Raw genomic sequence first — 20,448 nt, 5'->3', positions numbered from 1 at the left:
ACTAGGATTTTATATTTAATTATGCCTATTATTCCTAGTTACTGAGTCTCACCAGTTTAACTTAATATAGCATTTCATTAATTTGTAGCGAATTAAATTTGACAATACCTTGCAATGCCATTGCATCTCGATACAATGTTAATGCGTGCCTCTGCAATGCCATTACATCCCGATACAATGTTAATGCTTGCCTCTGCAATGCCATTGCATCCCGATACAATGTTAATGCGTGCCCTTACAATGCCATTGCATCCCGATACAATGTTAATGCGTGCCCCTACAATGCCATTGCATCCCCCTGCATTAAAAACGCTACGCTTTTACGCAAAATCGTACTTAGATAAATTCATGATCGAGAAGTTGTTCCATAGTGAAAGGACACTCAACGGGAAAAGTTTCTATTGGCTTTTGAGTCTCATTTGCAGCATCTCGACGAGCGCGGCGATAATATTTCTGTATCCACTCCCAGTCTTCTAGAAGGTGCTGCAAACTGGGAGTATCTTCTAAGCAATCTTGAATTTGGTTTCGGCAGTTTGAGATTGTGTTAACCCAACTTTTAGTTTTTCGCTCTGGTTGATATTGGCATTTGAGTAAGTGCATTAAAAGCACCTGTAAATAACTTCCAAGTTCCTTTTGTTCACTCCGACCCAAAGCCTCTAGTTCCTCTACCAAATGTTCAACATCTAACTCAGCCCAGCGTCCTTTCTTCAGGCACTCAGCTTGTTGCTGCGTCCACACCAGAAAGTCCTGATTGTAGAGTGTCGTTTTACTCATCAACAGTTACCCCTTTGTTTTCAGCAACATTTTGCCTATTTTTGCTCAATGTTGACCCACGAATAATCTCACAAAAGTAATCTAGCAATTACTTCTCTCATCAGCATCGTCATCTTGCAGGTTGCGTTGGGCACAGCAACCGCTGATATCTGGGTTTAAGATAAATTCCTTTTTGAGTTGAGGTTCACCATGTACTTGATTAGGCGTGTAACCTAAATTATCGATCCAAGTTACAAATGGTATTACGTGTGGCTGATTTGCTGTCGATTTGTGTCCTTGGTTTTTATGAACAATTGAAGTGAGCGGTTCAGGCAAATGAACAGGCTTGTCACCGAAGTAGTAGAAGTGCCGTGACATCAAAACATTTATACCGCCTAAATCTGTTTCTTGATTACTGATGTCATGAACACTTGGTCGCAATACTGATTGTTCTCCTTGGCTGTAATCGTAGATGCAATCGCCAACACGATACTCAAATATTTCGCTGTTCCACTTAGGAATTTTGTGAGGACTATGAACTCGGCAAAACTCGTCGTATTTTCGCAATGTCATCTTGTCCGTTACCTGCATTGCATATACAACGCAATCGGTAATATTCCCAATTGGTGATTGTGTAGAACCAAGTCCTACAACCCAATCTCCAATGTTTGCGGCTCGTCGGATAACAGGCTTGCAAATTGCGAGGGTGCAAAGTTCCCAGAATGGGTTAGGAGCCGCACCATCATCATAACGTAGGCAGTAAGAGAAGAGTCTCATTAGTACAAAATTACTAAAGCATCTAACTACTACACTATGGCGCACACTGCGGTTTGATACGCTTGTTTATGTATTTTTTGTTACTGAAAATTCCAAAATAAAAGAGTGAAGAATCAAAATTTGAATCCTTCACTCTACGTTATTCTATATTTCTAAGATTCTCTTCCAGATGCCCAGGTATCACGCCATTTGACAGTACCTTCTTTCGCAATCACCCAGCGGCGATTTACAAGATTTTCGCGTAGAGGCGATCGCCCTTCCCGCCACATGGCATATTTATAAGCAATCAGCTTACCAGCACTTTCATCAAAGGGAATCTCCGCAGACCAGGTATTCGAGTTAATGTACTCTAAAGGATACGCTTTGCTGATATCCCAGTTACCCAACTCTGGGCAATCTCCTGTCACCACAATGATTTCACCAGGTTGAGTATCAACGCCATTGAGTTGGATGCGGACAATTGTCTGTGCTTTAATCCGTTCGCCAACGTGGCTGAAAACAATCACTCCCCGTTCTTCTAATACCAGGTTATAAATCTTGCCATCTTTCACCTCATACTTGTTGCGAGTCACCACGCAGGTATGTTCGCCATCGGGTAATTCTGTTTCTACTTCTGGGAGAGTAACTTCTCCTCCCCGGTTTAAAGCTACAAAACATAGAGAATCACGATAGCGGCGGACATAACAGTAAACATCTGGTGTTAAGTATTTTTGCCAGTGGCTACCCATTGATATGGCTGGATTCAGTCGCCGTAAGCCAGACAGCAGCCTGATGCAACGATAAATCTCACTCTCAACATCCCAATTTTCCATCATCGGGCGGTTATATGGGTCATTACCGCCATCGGTATCGTCATGCAGATACTGTTCTGTACCGTAATATATGCAAGGAATACCGCGAGATGTCATAATTAAGGCGATCGCAACCTTCAACATCGCTGGATCAGGGTTCAGCGATTGGAAGCGGGACATATCATGGTTATCGATGAAGGTAATTAGCTCTGTTGCCCCGTTATAGCGATAATCCTGATCAAAAATATACTGAATTGTTTGGAATCCCATTTCTGAACCTTGTCCCAGTGCGGCTCGAATTGCCACACACAAGCCAAAGTCTAGAAGCGTCATGCCTGAATGATTGGCAAATTCCACTGAGCGATCGTCACTCGGATTACTATAAATCCATTCACCAAAAATGAATACATCTGGTTTGTGATTGGTCATCTCGCCTGTGAATTCTTGCCAAAACCAGATCGGCATGTGCTTGACAGTATCTACTCGCAGTGCATCCACACCCCGGTCTAGCCATTGTTTGATTGCTGATTTGATATACTCACGATATTCACTATTGTTTTCATTGAAGGTTGCTAGACCGGATAGTTCACAGTTTTGTACTTGCCAATCGTCTTCCCAGTTTTGCACTTCGCCATAGTGGTGATACCAATTATTGACATCATTATTGAAATCAGCAATTTTGACGCCATCATCAAATAATTCGCCTTTGCTACCGCTGGTATCAGGGCTGCTATGGTTGCAGACAATATCTAGCACCAGCTTCATATTTCGCTTGTGCAGTTCTGTAATTAACCGATCAAAGGTCGTATTTTTTTCTTCTTGAGTAGCGTTTAAAGAAGGATTTTCTCCATCAGCAATGTAGCGAGGATTAATCCGTTTAAAATCTTTTGTCCAATAGCCATGCATCGCCGCATTGCTAATAAATAACTCTTCCACCTGCTCGAATAGTGGAGTTAGCCAAAGGGCGGTAACTCCCATATTTTTGAGATAGTCTAACTTATCGATGACACCTTGTAAGTCGCCACCCCAGTACTTACCCCACTCTTTTCTAGTTGGATCGTACAGTTCTGAGTTTGCACCTTCGCTATTATCTGGATCGCCATCATAAAAGCGATCTACCACTAGAAAGTAAATAGTTTCCTGACGAAATTCAATATCTCTGGTGTAAAGAAACTCTAGGTCAATTTCAGTTTCTGATGGTGGGGTTTCTATAATAGCGTCTACTTTCTCTTGTGCAGAATCAACCTTGTATTGATCTGGTGAAAACTGGGATGGAGGGGTTTTTACCATAAAAAAACTCAAAATTTCATGTAATTCACATTTGTAGAACCAACAGTACAACGTTTCGAGTATTGTGTGTCACTACAAACTTCGGTATTGTGACATCCTGCCTACGGTGTATGTATCTATCGCTAGCTAGTTTATAATTCTATCGATAGATATAATTCATCTGCTAGAGGATAAAAGTAAAGGAATGTAGCAGTTATTAACGATAATTGCTCGATCGCAAAAATTTACAATATTTAATTAAATTGACTTGTGGTAAATATTGAGCGTAGCTCGTGTTTAAGTGTATATTCGACAACAGATTTTAGAAAACCTCAATTCCTGTGAGATTAGTTGTCAACAAGGTTTTGTTACACCTGAGCAATACCGAGCAAACCACGTATAAGCCAACTTTTTCTCTAGAAGATTCGCTCCATTGGTAAACTGACCATTGTCACTTTCAATCTGTTATTACTATCAAGGAATTAATTTAGGTAGCAATTATGACCAAATATGACAAGGTTTTTAACTCACCAAAGACATCAGAGGAATCACTCAGTCCAGAGGAAGCGGTGGCGGCGATCGCAACTGTGACTGCGATCGCTGATTCATTTATTGAAGAGGTAGATGCAGAAAGTTTAGCGGGTATCCTCTGGGAATTCGAGGTTTTCGAGGAATACTCAGAAGATGAAATTGCAGAAATAGTTGATAGACTGATCGCCATTGCCGAAGAAGAGGGAATTGGGCCCCTGTTTAATACCGCCAAAGTATCTCTCTCAGATGAATTAGTGCTAGATGGTTTTGCCGCTGGGGTAATAGTGCTTTTAGACGATGACCTCGCCATTCCCAAACCGAAACAAGCCTACCTGAAAAAGTTACAAGCAGCTTTAGAACTGGAAGATGAAGAAGCAGAGGAAATCATCAAGGAGGTAATTGCAGCTTTTAAAGAAGCAGAAGATGAAGAATATACAGACGATGAAGATGAGACAGTAGTCATCGAAGATTTTAGCGAACAGGCCTATCAATCCCCTTTAGGTAATTTTACTGTACCGATTCCGGTCGATCCGCAGCAGGGCGGTAGAATTCAAAGCCAGGAAGGAGTAGTTGGCTTTTCTGATGACATCGGTACTTTGCTAAGAATCGATTATTATCCTTTCCCCCTAGAACAGTTAGAGGAATTGGAGTCTGTTGGACAAGAAGAATATTTACAAACAATTTTAGTAGATAAGTATGTACCTCAAGCGATTTTCGCTAATGTACCAGATGCTTCTGTGGAATATACCGAATATCTGGAAAATACTTTGCGAGGCGCTTACTACGTGTTAATTGATATGCCCAAAGGTTCCACAATTTCTAAGCAAGAAAATAATGGAACTGCAATCAGATTAGATGCGTACCGAGGATTGCTCACCTTTATCAGTGGGGAATTTTTGTACATAGTTAGTAGTCAGCACAGCTTTATTGATGGCGAAACTCCCGATTCTGTTGAGGAAGAGGCTGAAGATATCAAAGAAAGTATTTTAGAGTTTGTTGAGACTATAGAGTTCGCTTAGTACAGTATTTTATTCATTCGTAGCGAATTAAATTTGGCAAGATTCTGCGATACCAATGCATCGGCTTGCATTAGATACGGCAGAATTCAGAATTCAGGAGTCAGAATGGGCTATGCCCTGCTGCGCTAACAGAAGTAAAACTAAAACAGGCTTTGTACCTGGCTTTGAGACTTAGTTTGTGTACTTCACTTTCCTTGAAATCCACTGTATGTGCTGAAAAAGAATGGAGGGACGTGGCAGTGCTACGTCTCTACAACGGTTCTGGATAACGCATATTTAATTTCACCAGAGTATATTCGCCCTGGCTTCGCTCATGTGATGTACATTTGGAAAGGGCGATGTCTGACGACAAGTTCGGAGAAGACAAGAAATCTCCGGCTCCGCACTGGGTGTCTACGCTTATAATTTTTCATGACAATAACCCTGCTGAACAATCGCTATCAAGTTATCCAGGTAATCGGCGCTGGTGGGTTTGGCGAAACCTTTCTAGCAGAAGATGTCCACATGCCTTCTCGCCGTCGCTGTGTAATCAAGCAACTAAAACCAATAACCAATAATGACCCGCAAACCTACCAACTTATCCAACAACGGTTTGAACGGGAAGCCGCAACCTTGGAGTATTTGGGTGAAAGTAGTCACCAAATTCCCAAACTCTACGCCTACTTTTCTGAAAATGGACAATTTTACCTCGTCCAAGAATGGATTCACGGCCAAACTCTGACAAAAATTGTCGAAGCCAAAGGATTTGAGAGTGAAACTGCTGTTCGGCAAATTCTCTTGAGTCTGCTTTCAGTTTTAGATTATGTTCACAGTAAAGGCATTATTCACCGAGATATCAAGCCAGATAACATTATTCTGCGTTCTGTTGATAACAAGCCAGTTTTGATTGATTTTGGTGCAGTCAAAGAAACAATCCGTTCAGTGGTGAATTCTCCAGGATACCCCACGCGATCGCTTGTCATTGGTACGCCTGGATATATGCCTAGCGAACAAGCCGTTGGCCGCCCAGTTTACGCCACTGATATCTACAGTTTAGGTTTAACGGCAATTTATCTGCTGACTGGCAAACACCCGCAAGAACTAGTAACCGATCTAAAAACTGGGGAAATACTTTGGCAGCAGCACGCCCCTAACGTCTCTTCCCAATTGACGGCAGTACTTAATCAGGCAATTAAGCCTCATGCTGGCGATCGCTACAGCACTGCTAGTAAAATGCTATATGCCCTGCAATCTGCTAGTAATATACCTACTGAGTTAGCTGCAAATACTTCCACAGTCAGGTTTTCTCCCAATGCATCGGCTCGACAAACCCAGCCACTATATTCTCCGCAAAACAATTCTGCGATTCCAGGATCTTCCACTCCTAGAAACTGGCAAAAACCTGCTGTGATTGTTGGTAGTTTACTCATAGGCGGCTTGATTGGTGCAGTAGCAATTCCTAGCATCATTCGTCAGCAACAACCAGAAACAACCATTGGCACAACTTCCACACCATCGCCAGAATCTTTTCCGACTCCTGAATTAACTGAACCGCCCGTTTCCTCCCAAACTTCTCCAGTTCCAGTTATCCCTAGCTCATCACCACGACAGCGACCAACCTCTAATTCCCCAGTTGTACCCATACTACAGCCAGAAAAAGAGCCTATAACTTCAGAGACTCCAGCACCTGTAGTAACATCCACACCACAGCCAGAACCAGAGAATGAGGCAAGTGCTGTTCCCACACCAGAAGCGCGTTCCACACCACAAAACAAGCCGCGCAGTAAATTAGCTGCCACTGCCAGCAGACAAAGCGTTCCCGCATTCCCTACAGGTACAACAAGAAACATCGTAGAAGCTACCCTCGGCAAACCAAATCAAGATTTAAGAGGCGCATGGGGCAAAACTCGTGCTGTCGTTTACAAACTTGTGCCAAACAAAATTGACCTTGGCTACTTATTCGATCGTAATTCTAAAACGCTGCGCCAAACTGAGGTATCTTTTGCCCAATCGGTAGACCCAGAAGTAATGGAGACTACCTTGAATGGAATGTTAGCAGGGCAAGCCACTGAAGAAATTAAGCAGGGACTCAAACAGGTACAACAGCGCCAATCGGATAATTTTAGTTTTAAGAATGGCTCAGTCAAAGGCCAAATTATTCGCCAACAATGTGATTTTATTTACATTAGCATTTGGGATGCAGATTTACATGATTTTGTAAATCCATCTACAGCCAAACAATGTTAATTTTCTGGCAAACACCATTCTCAAAAGTTAGGTTTTTGTATCCTACAAGACAGACTCAGTATTCAACATAGTGATTAAAAAACTGATTTTATTCGGCTACAATCAAGATAATTTCAGTCTTCCCAAACACAAAAACCCAATTTTTAGAATTAGCGCATTTGTTTTCTAGATTTTGCAACTAAATCCATAAAAATCTGTTTTTCCCATTCCCCATTCTTTATTTTCAATTCTTAATCTTCATAAAGTTATAAATACCATTATTAAGTTTTTAATAATACTTGTCTCAGCTTCTACATTCATGTCGTAAAGTTCGATTGGAATTGTGTAATCTGAAGACTAGGAAAGCTAAATTATTCAATTGAGGTCTGATGACTCCTACAATCATGCGTCAGCTTTGGTCAGTGGTTGAAACCGCTCAAGCCAAGCTCCTTTTACAACTGGATGATGCTAGCTTAGTGCAGTGGTTAGTGAAACAAACCGAAACGCAAGTGTTGTTAGATTCTAACGAAACTGATTTTCTTAGCCACTACATTCAATCTCGACTAGCCCTTATACGCGATCTTGCCCATGAACGACAGTGTTCATGATTGCAAAATCAAGATAAATAGATTGATCGTCAAGCGTTATTACTGTTGACTATTAGCTTTTTGGGAAAAATAACCTTCTACTAAGCAGTCAGAGCCTACTACACGCCAACGAACACGTTCTAAAGACAACGCCTCAGTCATGGTAGTAAAACCTAAATCGCCCACTGGTGTGGGAGCAATACTACCACCAATGATTTTTGGGGCAATAAATGCTAAAACTTTTTGCACTGCTCCTTGAGCGATCGCACTAGCAGCTAAAGTACCACCACACTCCCACAGCACGCTACAAAAACCTCGTTCATATAAGTACGCCATTGCCTTATCCGGTGTCAGTGATGCTAATTCCAGCACCTCCACACCCTGTTTGAGCAACAGTTCTTGAAAATCGGGGTTAGCACCCTTCTGTGTCAACACCAAAGTTGGAGCATCCGCAGTTTGCCACAGATGGGCACTTGCCGGTAAGTTGAGATGGCGACTCATCACCACCCGCAGGGGATTATGTGCCCCCACCTGATGGCTGGTTAAATAAGGATTATCTTGTCGGACTGTATTACCGCCGACAATTATGGCATCACAAGCCGCCCGCACTAGATGTACTTCGCTGCGGGCTTCTTGACTTGTCACCCAAGCGCTATGACCAGAGGTAGTAGCAATTTTGCCATCTAAAGTCATGGCATATTTTAAAATTCCCAAAGGTCGCTTATGGAGAATGCGATGCACAAAAGCTTCATTTAGCTGACGGCAAGCTTCCTCTTCTACTCCTACCAACACTTCAATCCCCGCTGCCCGTAAACGGGCGATGCCACCTCCAGCCACCAGTGGATTGGGATCAACCATACCTACCACTACTTTTGCCACCCCTGCTTCGATCAATCCTTCCGAACAAGGGGGAGTACGTCCGTAGTGATTGCAAGGTTCGAGGCTGACATAGATTGTTGCACCACGAGCGAGATCGCCTGCTTCCCTCAAAGCAAACACTTCTGCATGAGGCTCACCTGCGCGAGGATGAAATCCAACGCCTACAATCTCGCCATCCTTGACAATCACCGCTCCCACTAGCGGATTTGGCGAAGTCCGCCCTAAAGCGCGGCGAGCCAGTTCCAAACACCGTAGCATCATGCGAGAGTCAAAGTCAGTTCCTACCTTTGGTTTCGGTGGTGAATTTGAGCCAGCTGCTGACTCCACTATTGGTGTATTTTCCTGAGTGTGATTTGGTAAGGATGCATCTGCTTGAGCGACCACTGGGGAATTATCCATAATTTTAGGCAACACTGTAAATATTCTGCACGCGATCGCGCAGCCTCTCCACAAGAGAATCGCGCTTTGCTCCTGATAATTAAACAGTAATACTAGGCGCTATTATTAGCTGTCTTAACTGACATGAGCCTGTAATATTCACACTTACAGTTAACTGTAGCTTGAATCAATATTGTCAGAGGTTGCCCAAATTCCATAAAGATTTAGGTTACAGGGTACAAAAGATAATTTTCTTTACTGTCACCTGTAACCTATCCCCTTCCTAACTCTTGTACAGACGCGATTAATCGCGTCTCTAACTTTACTATTGCTCCAACAATTTCATCCGCTGCCACCAAAGATTCAGGGGATAATAGACCACAGGTGCCCACAGACTACTCAGAATGGCAGAGGCAAGAGCGACGCGCTGATAATATGTCCAAATATCTGTCATCTTGCGCTCATTACCGAGCAAAGTTAATTGCAACCCAAAGATAGTTTCTGCCAAAACTGCCAAAACAAAGACAATTACAGCAATCGAAATAAAATCTTCTTCGATAAAACGCTGTTTCTGGAGCAGACCAGTTAAAGCCCCCACTATACCTAAACTGATGGCATGAGTCGGATTAGGTGATGTCATTGAATCTTGAAGTAGCCCCAGAACTATACCTGCCAATGCTCCGGCAAACACCGTGCGCTTTACACTCCAAGCTACCACCCAAATTAATAACCAGTTAGGGCCAATTCCCAACAATTCCATACCTGGGAATCGGGTTGGTAATAATAGTAAACATAATAGTACAGAACTAGCCGTCACGAGCCAACCCAACAACTGACGTATACTGGGATGCCAACGAGCAAGCGGCTGGATTCGGAATTTCGATTTTCGCTCTGACGATTTTGGCTTTTTCTGCCTGCTAGCACCAAATGCAGGAATCTTCATTTTTCTATGGATTTTTTCAAAGAATTTACTTAGACTTTTGCGGCACTTGATTTGCCGACTCTTGGTTTTCTGGCTTGGGATAAACAGCTACCCAATCGAGAGAGCGGATTGGCGGAAAAAGCTCAATTTTTGCTACTGATGCCGGGAGTTTCTTTAAATCCAGCGACTTAATTCGTCCTACTGCCAAACCGGAGGGAAATTTCTGACTGTAAGTAGATGTGGAAACTAAATCTCCTACTTTCACATTTGGAACTTTTTCATAAAATTCCAATACAGCTTCAGCAGAAGAATCTCCTCGCAAAACGCCTTTAGCTGCTGTGCGACTAACCGATACACCCACTTGACTTTTGAGATCGCTGATTAACAACACGCGGCTAGTATTAGGAGTTACACTCTCCACCAAACCCACCAATCCGCCTTCTGCCTTGACTATGAAACCCTCCTGAATCCCAGCATTCGCACCGCGATTCAGCGTAACTTGCTGCCACCACTGGTCAGCACTACGTCCTACCACCCGTGCTGGAATTGGACGTGATGCCAGCGGCTCTTTTTCCACATAGCCTAATAAATCTTGTAACTTTGTCTTTTGACTTTCCAAATCTACTATACGAGTTTGCAATTCCATTATCCGGGCATCTCTAAGACGTTCTTCTGGAGTTGGCCCTGACTGCAACATCTCTAATGGACGAGTAATTGCCTGGTATGTCTCAAGCACTAGTTCACCTTGAGTCTGTCGCAATATCCAAGCACTACCAAGTACTAAAGCTAACAACCCAATTTGCAACCCTTTACGATCCCACCAACGCCGTATTGTCACCATATATACCTGAATGTACTTATATAAATTAAGTTCTACTTGGATTCTATTTATATAGAACCCAAATAGAACTCAAATAGAACTCAATTCTGATATTTTTTTTGCTACATATTGCGAGAGCTTTCGGTAACAACTCGTTCCAACTGTTTAAAGTTTTCTAACACACGACCTGTTCCCAGCACAACACAGCTCAAAGGATCGGCAGCAATGTGGGTAATAATCCCTGTTTCATGGCTAATGAGGGTATCTATGCCTTTGAGCAAAGCACCGCCACCAGCTAACATAATACCTCTGTCAATAATATCTGCTGCCAGTTCTGGCGGTGTGCGTTCTAATGTCCGCTTCACAGCTTCTATGATTACTGATAGCGGTTCCAACATGCTTTCACGGATTTCTGGGGCTTTGATGGTTACAGTTCGCGGTAGACCCGAAAGCAGGTGTAAGCCTCGAACTTCCATCATCGCTTCATTATCATCATTAGTCGGATAGGCAGAACCAAGCCTAATCTTGATTTCCTCGGCAGTACGTTCACCAATGACTAAGTTATGAACTTTCTTAATATACTGAACGATCGCATCAGTCAGTTCATCTCCAGCAATGCGTACTGATTCGCTAATCACCGTACCTTGAAGACTCAGCACTGCAACTTCTGTTGTGCCACCGCCAATATCGATGATCATGTTGCCTGTAGCTTCGGCAACTGGTAGTCCTGCACCAATGGCCGCAGCTACAGGTTCATCGATTAAATAGACTTTTCTTGCTCCTGCTTGGTGAGCTGCATCCATCACCGCTCGTCTTTCTACTCCTGTGACACCACTGGGAATACCAATGACAATCCGAGGTAAAATCAAAGACCTACCTTCATTTACACGCTGAATAAAGCTTTTCAGCATCAGCTCGGCTATCTCAAAGTCAGCGATTACACCATCCCGCAAAGGGCGGAGGGCAATCACATTTCCCGGTGTGCGACCGAGCATTTTTTTGGCTTCTTCACCTACTGCTAGTGCTACCTTTTCGTTGACATCGATAGCAACTACAGAAGGTTCTTGTAGTACAATACCTTTACCAGATACATAAACCAGGGTGTTCGCGGTACCGAGATCGATACCCATATCCCATGAAGTGCGAAAGTTCCTAAAAATACCCACGCGTCTGCAAGCCCCTTATGTGCGATACTTCTTTACTAGAACGGTAAGAGTTAATCGTGCTTGATTCGATTATGTTTGTATCCTGAGTTGAGTTAACTAGACTATATTTTTATATGATTCCCAGGAATATTTAGTATGTCTCAAGCTCCGTACTTTTTGATATTCTCTGGTTAGATTAGTATATCCGTATATTTTTCTGTGTTTCTCCAAATAGTGTGTATAAATTTTCAAGTCAATTATATTGTTAACTGTTTAACACATTATTTTCAAGTCTTTCACAATTCGCTATGATGAAAGTCGGAATTAACAAGTACACCTGTACTGAAAGGTAAAACCTATGAGTATCAATATTGTCACTCTTGTTGGCCGTGTAGGCGGCGACCCAGATATAAAATATTTTGAGTCTGGTAGTGTTAAGTGTAGATTGACACTAGCGGTAAAAAGGCGATCGCGCAACAGCGACGAACCTGACTGGTTCACTCTGGAATTATGGGATAAAACTGCAGAAGTAGCAGGTAATTATGTGCGTAAGGGCAGCTTAATCGGCATCAAAGGTTCCTTAAAGTTTGACACATGGAGTGATCGCCAAACAGGAGCAAACCGTTCTACACCAATTATTAGAGTAGACCAACTGGAATTATTAGGCTCTAAGCGCGATGGAGAGGGCGGTGCAGGAGATATGTCTTCAGAACATTTTTAATTAATTTGGAATTGGGAATTGGGCATTGGGCATTGGGCATTGGGCATTGATTATTAGTCCTTTGCCTTTACAAATGACAAATGACAAAGGACTAATGACAAATGACCAATGACTAATGACAAATGACTAATAACTAATTTGCAGCGTCACCGATGCTTCTACTTGCTGTTCACCACCAACAATAGGGGTGGAAGCATCAGCCGACTTGGCAGCCTCAGCCCGTAAAAACATTGGTGGTGGTGGAGGCGCACTGGCATTATTAACTTGAATGCTCACTATTTCTTTGGATTTAAAACCTAAGGCACTGAAAACTGCATCAGCTTGCTGCCGCGCGTCTTGAGTAGCTTCTTTTAATGCTTGCTTTTGAGCCGCTGCGATCGCTTCATCTTTCGCAACAAAATTAATGCCGTTAATTTGTGTTGCACCGGCTTTGACTGCATCATCTAATAATGTCCCAGCTTGCTCAACAGGAATACTAAAACTCACAGTGTTATTGGCAGAATAGCCTGTAATCCGCTGTACATTATTGGTGTAGCTGTAAACTGGGTTGAGACGGACACCGGTAGTTTGTAATTTTTCAACATTTTTGCTCTTGAGAAACGCAACCACCGCAGATGACCTCTGAGCGGCTTCTTGCTGTACCTCCTGGGCTGTTTTCCCTTGAATCTCCACTCCTAAACTTACTTGTGCCAGAGTTGTCGGAATTGTTTCCACTCCGCGACCACTGACACTAAGGGTTCGCCACAATTTATCTTTTTCTTGTGCGAATGCAGGTAATACAAAAGTTGCACATACAAGCATTGCTAAAGGCAGTATTTTCCACAGGTTTCCAGATGGAAACTGAGAACCAGGTAAAGCGGCTCTAGTCATCATATTTGCACTCCTCAAAGTATCCACAGATGTTTTGAATAAAGGTATGTAGCAATCTTATGGTGGTTGTTGAGAGCCAACAGCCACCATCAGTTTTTCACAACTTAAGTGCGATCGCTAGATACGATTTGTATGTTCTTACTTTGACACTGCGATCGTCAAAAGCTGAAATGGTTACATTTTTGGAAACTAAAAAAATTACACTAGTACTTTCTCAAGCTAGTTTTAATAGTTTGTAGTAAGCACTTTAGTGCTTATAAATCAAAGACTGAAGTCCTTACTGCGGACTTGGCACAAATTAATTTAAAGAAGTTGCCAATAGCATTTCCATAGGATGTTTTTCAGAAACGCGTCAGAATCAAAGAGAAGGATTTTCAGAGAACCTAATGCATTTGTTAGATCCAATCAACTTCTCTTTTCCTCTGCTGGCTAGCGCAACAGAAGCCGCAGACAGTTCAATGGTAGTCGAAGCAGTACTACTAAGCTTAGTAGTCGTTTATCTCGCCAGCAAAGTTGGTGGAGAATTATCAAACCAAGTGGGTTTGCCGCCTGTTTTAGGTGAACTCGTTGGCGGTGTAGTAGTTGGCATATCTGTTTTCCACCTTTTGGTGTTTCCAGAGGGCGGCACAGACAGTTCTAACTCTTTGATTATGTCCTTCCTTCAAACCACCGCTGGTTTAACGCCTGAAGCCACTCCAGCGGTGTTTGCAGCCCAGTCCGAGGTCATTTCCGTTCTGGCAGAATTGGGTGTGATCATTCTGCTGTTTGAAATCGGCTTGGAGTCGAATTTAAAAGATTTAATGGCAGTTGGTATCCAAGCCACTGTTGTCGCAATAGTTGGGGTAGTAGTACCCTTTGCGGCTGGTACTGTGGGTCTAATGACTTTATTTGGGATTGGAGCTGTACCCGCAATTTTTGCAGGGGCGGCTTTGACTGCTACTAGTATTGGTATTACTTCTAAAGTGCTGTCAGAACTGGGGCGACTCAATTCTAAAGAAGGGCAGATTATTTTGGGTGCTGCTGTAATTGATGACGTACTAGGCATCATCGTTTTAGCGGTAGTTGCCAGTTTAGCTAAAGACGGCGTGGTAGATGTCAGCAAAGTCATTTATTTGATTATCAGCGCCACTGGTTTTATTTTGGGAGCAATCCTACTAGGCAATGTTTTCAATAAGTCCTTTGTAGCGATCGCCGATCAACTCAAAACACGCGGTGGACTAGTAATCCCAGCATTCATTTTCGCCTTTGCGATGGCATACCTTGCCGCCGTCATCCACTTAGAAGCAATTCTGGGAGCTTTTGCAGCTGGTTTAGTCTTAGAAGAGACAGATAAGCGTAAAGAACTGCAAAGGCAAGTTTGTCCCATTGCCGATATGTTAGTGCCAATTTTCTTTGTGACTGTTGGCGCAAAAACCGATTTGGGAGTATTAAACCCAGCAATTCCCGACAATCGAGAAGGTCTAATTATGGCAACTTTCCTGATCATAGTAGCCATTCTCGGTAAAGTTATCACAGGCTTAAGCGTGTTTGGTCAACCGGAAATCAACCGTTTAGCGATCGGTGTGGGGATGATTCCGAGAGGCGAGGTTGGGTTAGTGTTTGCTGGTGTCGGCGCTGCCAGTGGCGCTCTCTCAAAACCATTAGGAGCAGCAATTATCATGATGGTTATCTTGACAACCTTTTTAGCTCCTCCATTGTTACGATTTGTGTTTCCAGATCCCAAAACCGTGGACGGAAACTCAGAGCAACTAATTTTAGACGGTTCCTCTGGGACTTCGTTGGTAATTGAAACACCTCAGTCGAAGGTGCCAGCATCAAATGACAGCAGCAATTTGGGAGTAACTCCAGATTCTGGCGATCATTAATTATTGGGAATGGGGAATGGGGCATTGGGCATTGAGCATTGAGCATTGAACATTGGGCATTGGGAAGAGAGGAAGAAACTTGTTCAATATAATCTCCCCTGCTCCTCTGCTCCCGTGCCCCTCTGCTCCCCTGCTCCAATCATGCAGTGGAAACTTCTATCCTCAAATCTCCGTCCCGTGTGATTGTAGAATAATCATTTGTTTATAATTTCTACCAACATTCAGAATGTTACTTAATTTCTAGTTTCCCTTGGCTTGTGAGCCTTTATCTGAATATTTTCCAGATAATTGGGGAGTAACACCCATAAATCTTGCTAGATCGTTTGACAGTAATGGGAATTATTTACTCAGTGCATTGATGGCAACAAAGAACAAACACTTATCAGTAAACAGCTATCAATTATCAGTTTCCTAGCTATATTGGGAGTCAGAGTTCTCCACCTGTAAAGGTGGAAGGTTTCGCATGGGGATTTAAACTTAATTTGAAACCCGATAAATGATTTAAGTTGTGTCTAAATATCGGCTTAAAAATCAAACAAGGGATTCAGAGGTCAAGTTTAGGTGGTGATGGTGTGATGATGATTTACCAATGAGTTGAGATATTGACGGCTCCCATGAATGTGAATTAGGAGAAAGGACTGTGAAATTACACTGGTTACTACCCAGTACTATTGGAACTATCTTCATGCTATCGTCGCCAGCAATGGCCGCGAGACTTGAATCTTGGCGCTTTGATGCCAATCAAAACAGGCTGGAAATTAATACTGTAGGAGCAGTTCAACCCCAAGCACAACTAATTTTCAACCCAACTCGGCTGGTAATTGATTTGCCGGGAACTACATTTGGTCGTCCACAGTTAACCCAACAGGTGGGTGGTGGAATTCGCTCAATCCGTGTTGGACAGTTTGATGTAGATACAACACGCATAGTTGTCGAACTGGCTCCTGGTTACAGTTTAGACCCGAAACGAGTGCAATTTGTTGGTACAACTGGCGATCGCTGGACAGTGCAATTACCGAAGCCAGAAGTTGAAAAAGTCGCTGTTTCTCCTAGAAATGCTTACAGTGTAGTTACCCCAGACTCCGAACGTCAATCTAATATTTCAAGGGTTGCTACTACTAGACGAGGGGCAACTCAAATTGAGAGCTTACAGGTAACAGGTGATGGGTTGTTCATTCGTACCAGTGGTGGTAATCCGCCGATTCAGGTAATTCGCAGCCGCGATCGCGCTACCATCTTCGTAGATATCTCTGGTGCATCTTTATCATCACGTCTGACGCAGCAGAGTAATATACCCGTTAACAAACATGGTATTAGCCGCGTCGAATTCACCTCATTGCAAACCCAACCTCCTGGTGTCCGCCTAACTTTGCGGGTAGATAAAAATAGCCCAGATTGGCGAGCAACTAATAGTAACGATGGTGGTTTGATAGTTCTACCTAGTCGGGTTGTCAGATTGCTTGGAAGTAATAATTCGGACAATCAGTCAGAAGCCGTTTCCTTCCCCAATAGACCATCTGCCAATAACTCGCCAGCAACAATTGAGTCTGTGCAACTTGCCGATAATGGCAAACAACTGTTAATTAGAGGCAGCCAACCTTTATCTGCTACGGGAATCTGGGATAGATCCTTAGGTATTTTCCGCGTCACAATTACCAATGCTAAGTTAGCTCCGAGAGTTATAGGGCCTACTTTTGCTCCCAATAGCCCCATTCTTCGGGTACGTCTGCAACCTCAAGCATCCACCAATACAGTGGTTGTTTTAGTTCAACCCGCAGGAGGAGTGCAACTTGGGCAACCCCGGCAAATCGGCGACCAGCTTTTGGCTTTACCAATACAAGGTTCTCGGCGAGTTGTCACCCTCCCCGGAAGACCACCATTTGCTTTACCTGGGCTACCACCGCCAAACCGCGGGCCATTCCCTGACCCAAACAATCCAAATCCTCAACCCTTAAGACAACCACAGCGCCGAGTTACCAATGGGCGAGTGGTAGTTATTATTGACCCCGGACATGGTGGTAAAGACTCAGGAGCGCTTGGCATTGGGGGGGCACGCGAAAAAGATGTTATTTTGCCTATTGGTAAGAGACTTGCTGAGATTTTGCAGCAAAATGGCGTACAGGTTATTATGACGCGGGATTCTGACTATTTTGTTACCCTTCCAGGACGCGTGCAATTAGCAGAGCGAGCGAATGCTGATGTGTTTGTTAGCATTCACGCTAATTCAGCAGGTGCGAGTCGTCCCGATGTTAATGGCTTAGAAGTATACTATTACGACAGTGGGCTGAATCTAGCTCGTATTGTCCGTAGTAGCATTCTTCAAAGTATTGGTACTCTCAAAGACAGAGGAGTGCGGCGAGCCAGATTTTATGTCCTCAGAAAAAGTTCCATGCCCTCCATTCTAGTGGAAACGGGTTATATGACTGGTCGGCAGGATATGGCTAGGCTCAGAACTTCAGCTTACCAAAATCAAATGGCAGAAGCGATCGCTCGTGGCGTTCTTCAGTATCTAAAGAGAAGATAAGTAATTTAGTCTAAATTTCTAAATTGTTGAGTAAATACATCTAATCTTTACCATTTTTATCCAATTTAGTAGTAAAACAATTTAAGTATTCTTGCGGCGGGATAAGAGTAGCTTCTTTGTTATTGTCATTTGATACTTTGCAAGTCAACAAATTTTGGATTTTAGATTTTGGATTTGTATCACCTACAACAGGTGTTAGTGTAGCAAGGCGCTAGTCTGGCAAAAAACTAAAATCGGGAATCTAAAATTTAAAATTGGCAGTCAAACTTATATAGGCTAATGGCATGGCAAAATCAGAGGAGCGTGCTATATTTTACGCCATTAGCTGTGTCTTAATAACAGCGCCAAACTCAAGTGTGCGCGATGACGGTGTGAGGATTTGCCAATATGTTGAGATGTTGACGGCTCCCATAAATGTGAATCAGGAGAAAAGACTGTGAAATTACGCTGGTTACTATCCAGTACTATTGGAACCATCTTCATGCTATCGTCGCCGGCAATGGCCGCGAGACTTGAATCTTGGCGTTTTGATGCCAATCAAAACAAGCTGGAAATTAATACTCAAGGGGATGTTCAACCCCAAGCACAATTAATATTTAACCCGACTCGTCTGGTAATTGATTTACCAGGAACCATATTTGGCCGCCCGCAGCTAACCCAACAAGTGGGCGGTGCAATTCGTTCTATTCGTGTTGGGCAGTTTGATGAACAAACAACGCGTATAGTTGTTGAACTGACTCCTGGTTATAATTTAGACCCCAAACGAGTGAAATTTGTGGGTACAACTGGCGATCGTTGGACAGTGCAATTACCTACGCCAGAAGCCGACAATGTACCTGCAAGAAACACTGAAGGGCAACCAGAACAAGCTATAGCCACAGATACTTCACCCAGAACATCTACACAAACATTCCCTCCCAGGAATATTTACAATGTGGTGACAAGCGGCTCTGTAAATCCACTGAACAACAGACCATTGAACAACAGAATGGTTGTCGCCAAAGTTACTCAAATTGAGAACTTACAAGTCACTGGCGATGGTTTTTTTGTCCGCACCAATGGTGGTAATCCTCAGATTCAGGTAAATCGTAGCAACGATCAGAAGGCAATTAACATCGATATTGCTGGCGCGACTCTATCACCAAGTTTAGAGCAGCGAGATTTGTCGATTAATCGCTATGGTGTTAGCCGTATCCAGTTCACCCAACTGCAAACAAGCCCATCTGTTGTTCGCTTGACTTTACAAGTGGATGAAAATAGTCCAAATTGGCGAGCAACTACTAGCAGTGTTGGTGGTTTTGTGGTTCTACCCAGTCGTGGAGTTGCCCAACTGCCTGGAAGTAACAGTCCACGTCCCATAGCACCAAGTAACACACCTGCTAACATTCAGTCTGTGCAACTGGCTAATAATGGTACACAATTGCTGATTCGAGCCGACCAAACTTTATCTGCTACAGGAGGCTGGGATAGAACCTCTGGTCTGTTCCGCATCACTATCAACAATGCTAAGTTAGCTCCCAAAGTTACAGGCCCGACTTTTAATCCTAATAGCCCGATTTTGCGAGTACGCCTGCAACCACAAGAATCCAACACTGTCACCGTCTTGGTTCAACCAGCAGCTGGAGTACAAATTGGGGAACTCAACCAGGTTGGCGACCAGCTTTTAGCTTTAGAATTACGACGCTCTAGTAGCAGTATCACACCGCCCATTGCTTTACCTCCTCTGCCATCGCCAGACCAAGGTCAATTACCAAATCCCATAGATAATCCCCGTCCAATCTCCCAGTCACAGCCACGCCCCTCAACTCCCAGAGGGAAATTGCTAGTAGTTATTGACCCAGGACATGGTGGAAAAGACTCAGGTGCCCCTGGTCTAGGGGGACTTTTAGAAAAGGATGTAATTCTGCCTATTGGGAAAAGGGTAGGAGCAATTTTAGAGCAAAACGGTGTACAAGCGGTATTAACGCGGGATGCCGACTTTTTCGTAGAACTTCAGGGACGGGTAGATATTGCCAAGCGGGTTAATGCGACTTTGTTTGTCAGCATTCACGCTAATTCCGTTGATAATCGCCCTGATGTCAATGGCTTAGAAGTTTATTATTACGAGAGCGGTTATGGTCTGGCTGAAGTAGTTCGTAAAACCATTCTCCAGGACATCGGTACTATCAAAGACCGAGGAACGCGCAAAGCCAGATTCTATGTTCTTAGGAAAAGCTCCATGCCTTCGATTTTGGTAGAAACAGGCTATATGACTGGTTACGAGGATAATCCCAGATTGGGAACACGAGAATATCAAAATCGGATGGCAGAAGCGATCGCTCGTGGCATTCTAAAATACTTACAGCAGAGGTAATATAGTACAAATTACTAATTAAAGAGGTGGTATTTAAAC

The 20,448-nt window shown here is 43.3% G+C and carries 16 protein-coding genes; 8 read left to right on the top strand and 8 right to left on the bottom strand.

Annotation, left to right across the window (positions count from 1 at the left end):
* Positions 1–336: 336 nt before the first annotated feature.
* From HWQ42_RS08410 to HWQ42_RS08400, 3 genes are all read right to left on the bottom strand, one after another.
* Positions 337–774 (bottom strand): DUF29 domain-containing protein, encoded by a 438-nt coding sequence (locus HWQ42_RS08410; RefSeq protein ID WP_292810951.1) that lies wholly within the window; start codon positions 772–774, stop codon positions 337–339.
* Positions 775–855: 81 nt separating this feature from the next.
* A complete protein-coding gene (locus HWQ42_RS08405; protein WP_292810949.1) occupies positions 856–1,530 on the bottom strand; it encodes a hypothetical protein in 675 nt (224 codons plus the stop codon).
* Between the two features lie 152 nt (positions 1,531–1,682).
* Entirely contained in the window at positions 1,683–3,611 is a 1,929-nt protein-coding gene (locus HWQ42_RS08400) for an alpha-amylase family glycosyl hydrolase (protein WP_292810947.1), read from the bottom strand.
* A 479-nt stretch (positions 3,612–4,090) separates the two neighbouring features.
* On the opposite strand from HWQ42_RS08400, the gene HWQ42_RS08395 reads away from it, so the two are divergent.
* The 3 genes from HWQ42_RS08395 (at position 4,091) to HWQ42_RS08385 (ending at position 7,953) form a co-directional block, all read left to right on the top strand.
* Complete coding sequence (locus HWQ42_RS08395; RefSeq protein WP_292810946.1) at positions 4,091–5,140, top strand: hypothetical protein; 1,050 nt, start codon at positions 4,091–4,093, stop codon at positions 5,138–5,140.
* Positions 5,141–5,551: 411 nt separating this feature from the next.
* Entirely contained in the window at positions 5,552–7,366 is a 1,815-nt protein-coding gene (locus HWQ42_RS08390) for a serine/threonine protein kinase (RefSeq protein ID WP_292810944.1), read from the top strand.
* A 368-nt stretch (positions 7,367–7,734) separates the two neighbouring features.
* Positions 7,735–7,953, top strand: a complete 219-nt coding sequence (locus HWQ42_RS08385; protein ID WP_292740664.1) for a hypothetical protein — start codon at positions 7,735–7,737, stop codon at positions 7,951–7,953.
* Between the two features lie 39 nt (positions 7,954–7,992).
* Here HWQ42_RS08385 and ribD read toward each other — a convergent pair whose 3' ends face one another.
* From ribD to HWQ42_RS08365, 4 genes are all read right to left on the bottom strand, one after another.
* Positions 7,993–9,210: a bifunctional diaminohydroxyphosphoribosylaminopyrimidine deaminase/5-amino-6-(5-phosphoribosylamino)uracil reductase RibD gene (gene ribD / locus HWQ42_RS08380; protein ID WP_292811026.1), complete on the bottom strand. Its 1,218-nt coding sequence runs from the start codon at positions 9,208–9,210 to the stop codon at positions 7,993–7,995.
* A 304-nt stretch (positions 9,211–9,514) separates the two neighbouring features.
* Positions 9,515–10,132, bottom strand: coding sequence for a rod shape-determining protein MreD (gene mreD, locus HWQ42_RS08375; RefSeq protein ID WP_292810942.1), 618 nt, complete (start codon positions 10,130–10,132; stop codon positions 9,515–9,517).
* Between the two features lie 25 nt (positions 10,133–10,157).
* Positions 10,158–10,952 (bottom strand): rod shape-determining protein MreC, encoded by a 795-nt coding sequence (mreC, locus tag HWQ42_RS08370; RefSeq protein WP_292810940.1) that lies wholly within the window; start codon positions 10,950–10,952, stop codon positions 10,158–10,160.
* Positions 10,953–11,053: 101 nt separating this feature from the next.
* The gene (locus HWQ42_RS08365; protein ID WP_292811024.1) at positions 11,054–12,061 is read right to left on the bottom strand and encodes a rod shape-determining protein; all 1,008 of its coding nucleotides are present in this window, start codon (positions 12,059–12,061) and stop codon (positions 11,054–11,056) included.
* Positions 12,062–12,434: 373 nt separating this feature from the next.
* Here HWQ42_RS08365 and HWQ42_RS08360 point away from each other — a divergent pair, with 373 nt between their 5' ends.
* Complete coding sequence (locus HWQ42_RS08360; protein WP_174711502.1) at positions 12,435–12,797, top strand: single-stranded DNA-binding protein; 363 nt, start codon at positions 12,435–12,437, stop codon at positions 12,795–12,797.
* Positions 12,798–12,923: 126 nt separating this feature from the next.
* On the opposite strand, the gene HWQ42_RS08355 is transcribed toward HWQ42_RS08360, so the two are convergent.
* Positions 12,924–13,667 (bottom strand): SIMPL domain-containing protein, encoded by a 744-nt coding sequence (locus HWQ42_RS08355; RefSeq protein ID WP_292811022.1) that lies wholly within the window; start codon positions 13,665–13,667, stop codon positions 12,924–12,926.
* A gap of 59 nt (positions 13,668–13,726) precedes the next feature.
* On the opposite strand from HWQ42_RS08355, the gene HWQ42_RS08350 reads away from it, so the two are divergent.
* The 4 genes from HWQ42_RS08350 to HWQ42_RS08335 all read left to right on the top strand — a co-directional run bounded on the left by HWQ42_RS08350 (position 13,727) and on the right by HWQ42_RS08335 (position 20,409).
* Positions 13,727–13,906, top strand: coding sequence for a hypothetical protein (locus HWQ42_RS08350; protein WP_292810939.1), 180 nt, complete (start codon positions 13,727–13,729; stop codon positions 13,904–13,906).
* Positions 13,907–14,053: 147 nt separating this feature from the next.
* Positions 14,054–15,532, top strand: a complete 1,479-nt coding sequence (locus HWQ42_RS08345) for a cation:proton antiporter (protein WP_292810937.1) — start codon at positions 14,054–14,056, stop codon at positions 15,530–15,532.
* 640 nt (positions 15,533–16,172) lie between these two features.
* Complete coding sequence (locus HWQ42_RS08340) at positions 16,173–18,056, top strand: N-acetylmuramoyl-L-alanine amidase (protein WP_292810935.1); 1,884 nt, start codon at positions 16,173–16,175, stop codon at positions 18,054–18,056.
* 436 nt (positions 18,057–18,492) lie between these two features.
* Positions 18,493–20,409, top strand: coding sequence for an N-acetylmuramoyl-L-alanine amidase (locus HWQ42_RS08335; RefSeq protein ID WP_292810933.1), 1,917 nt, complete (start codon positions 18,493–18,495; stop codon positions 20,407–20,409).
* Positions 20,410–20,448 lie beyond the last annotated feature (39 nt).

Source organism: Nostoc sp. JL23 (assembly GCF_017115065.1).
Lineage (GTDB): Bacteria > Cyanobacteriota > Cyanobacteriia > Cyanobacteriales > Nostocaceae > Nostoc > Nostoc punctiforme_A.
Note: the sequence above shows the minus strand (reverse complement) of the source record. Positions and strands in the feature narration are given on the sequence as shown.

Excerpts from the sequence above, each read along its gene's own strand:
- HWQ42_RS08345 (WP_292810937.1), top strand. The coding sequence starts at position 14,054 with ATGCATTTGTTAGATCCAATCAACTTCTCTTTTCCTCTGCTGGCTAGC.
- HWQ42_RS08350 (WP_292810939.1), top strand. The coding sequence starts at position 13,727 with ATGGTGGTTGTTGAGAGCCAACAGCCACCATCAGTTTTTCACAACTTA.
- HWQ42_RS08405 (WP_292810949.1), bottom strand. The coding sequence starts at position 1,530 with ATGAGACTCTTCTCTTACTGCCTACGTTATGATGATGGTGCGGCTCCT.
- HWQ42_RS08360 (WP_174711502.1), top strand. The coding sequence starts at position 12,435 with ATGAGTATCAATATTGTCACTCTTGTTGGCCGTGTAGGCGGCGACCCA.
- HWQ42_RS08400 (WP_292810947.1), bottom strand. The coding sequence starts at position 3,611 with ATGGTAAAAACCCCTCCATCCCAGTTTTCACCAGATCAATACAAGGTT.
- mreC (WP_292810940.1), bottom strand. The coding sequence starts at position 10,952 with ATGGTGACAATACGGCGTTGGTGGGATCGTAAAGGGTTGCAAATTGGG.
- HWQ42_RS08390 (WP_292810944.1), top strand. The coding sequence starts at position 5,552 with ATGACAATAACCCTGCTGAACAATCGCTATCAAGTTATCCAGGTAATC.
- HWQ42_RS08355 (WP_292811022.1), bottom strand. The coding sequence starts at position 13,667 with ATGACTAGAGCCGCTTTACCTGGTTCTCAGTTTCCATCTGGAAACCTG.
- HWQ42_RS08395 (WP_292810946.1), top strand. The coding sequence starts at position 4,091 with ATGACCAAATATGACAAGGTTTTTAACTCACCAAAGACATCAGAGGAA.
- mreD (WP_292810942.1), bottom strand. The coding sequence starts at position 10,132 with ATGAAGATTCCTGCATTTGGTGCTAGCAGGCAGAAAAAGCCAAAATCG.
- HWQ42_RS08410 (WP_292810951.1), bottom strand. The coding sequence starts at position 774 with ATGAGTAAAACGACACTCTACAATCAGGACTTTCTGGTGTGGACGCAG.
- HWQ42_RS08365 (WP_292811024.1), bottom strand. The coding sequence starts at position 12,061 with ATGGGTATCGATCTCGGTACCGCGAACACCCTGGTTTATGTATCTGGT.
- HWQ42_RS08385 (WP_292740664.1), top strand. The coding sequence starts at position 7,735 with ATGACTCCTACAATCATGCGTCAGCTTTGGTCAGTGGTTGAAACCGCT.
- ribD (WP_292811026.1), bottom strand. The coding sequence starts at position 9,210 with ATGGATAATTCCCCAGTGGTCGCTCAAGCAGATGCATCCTTACCAAAT.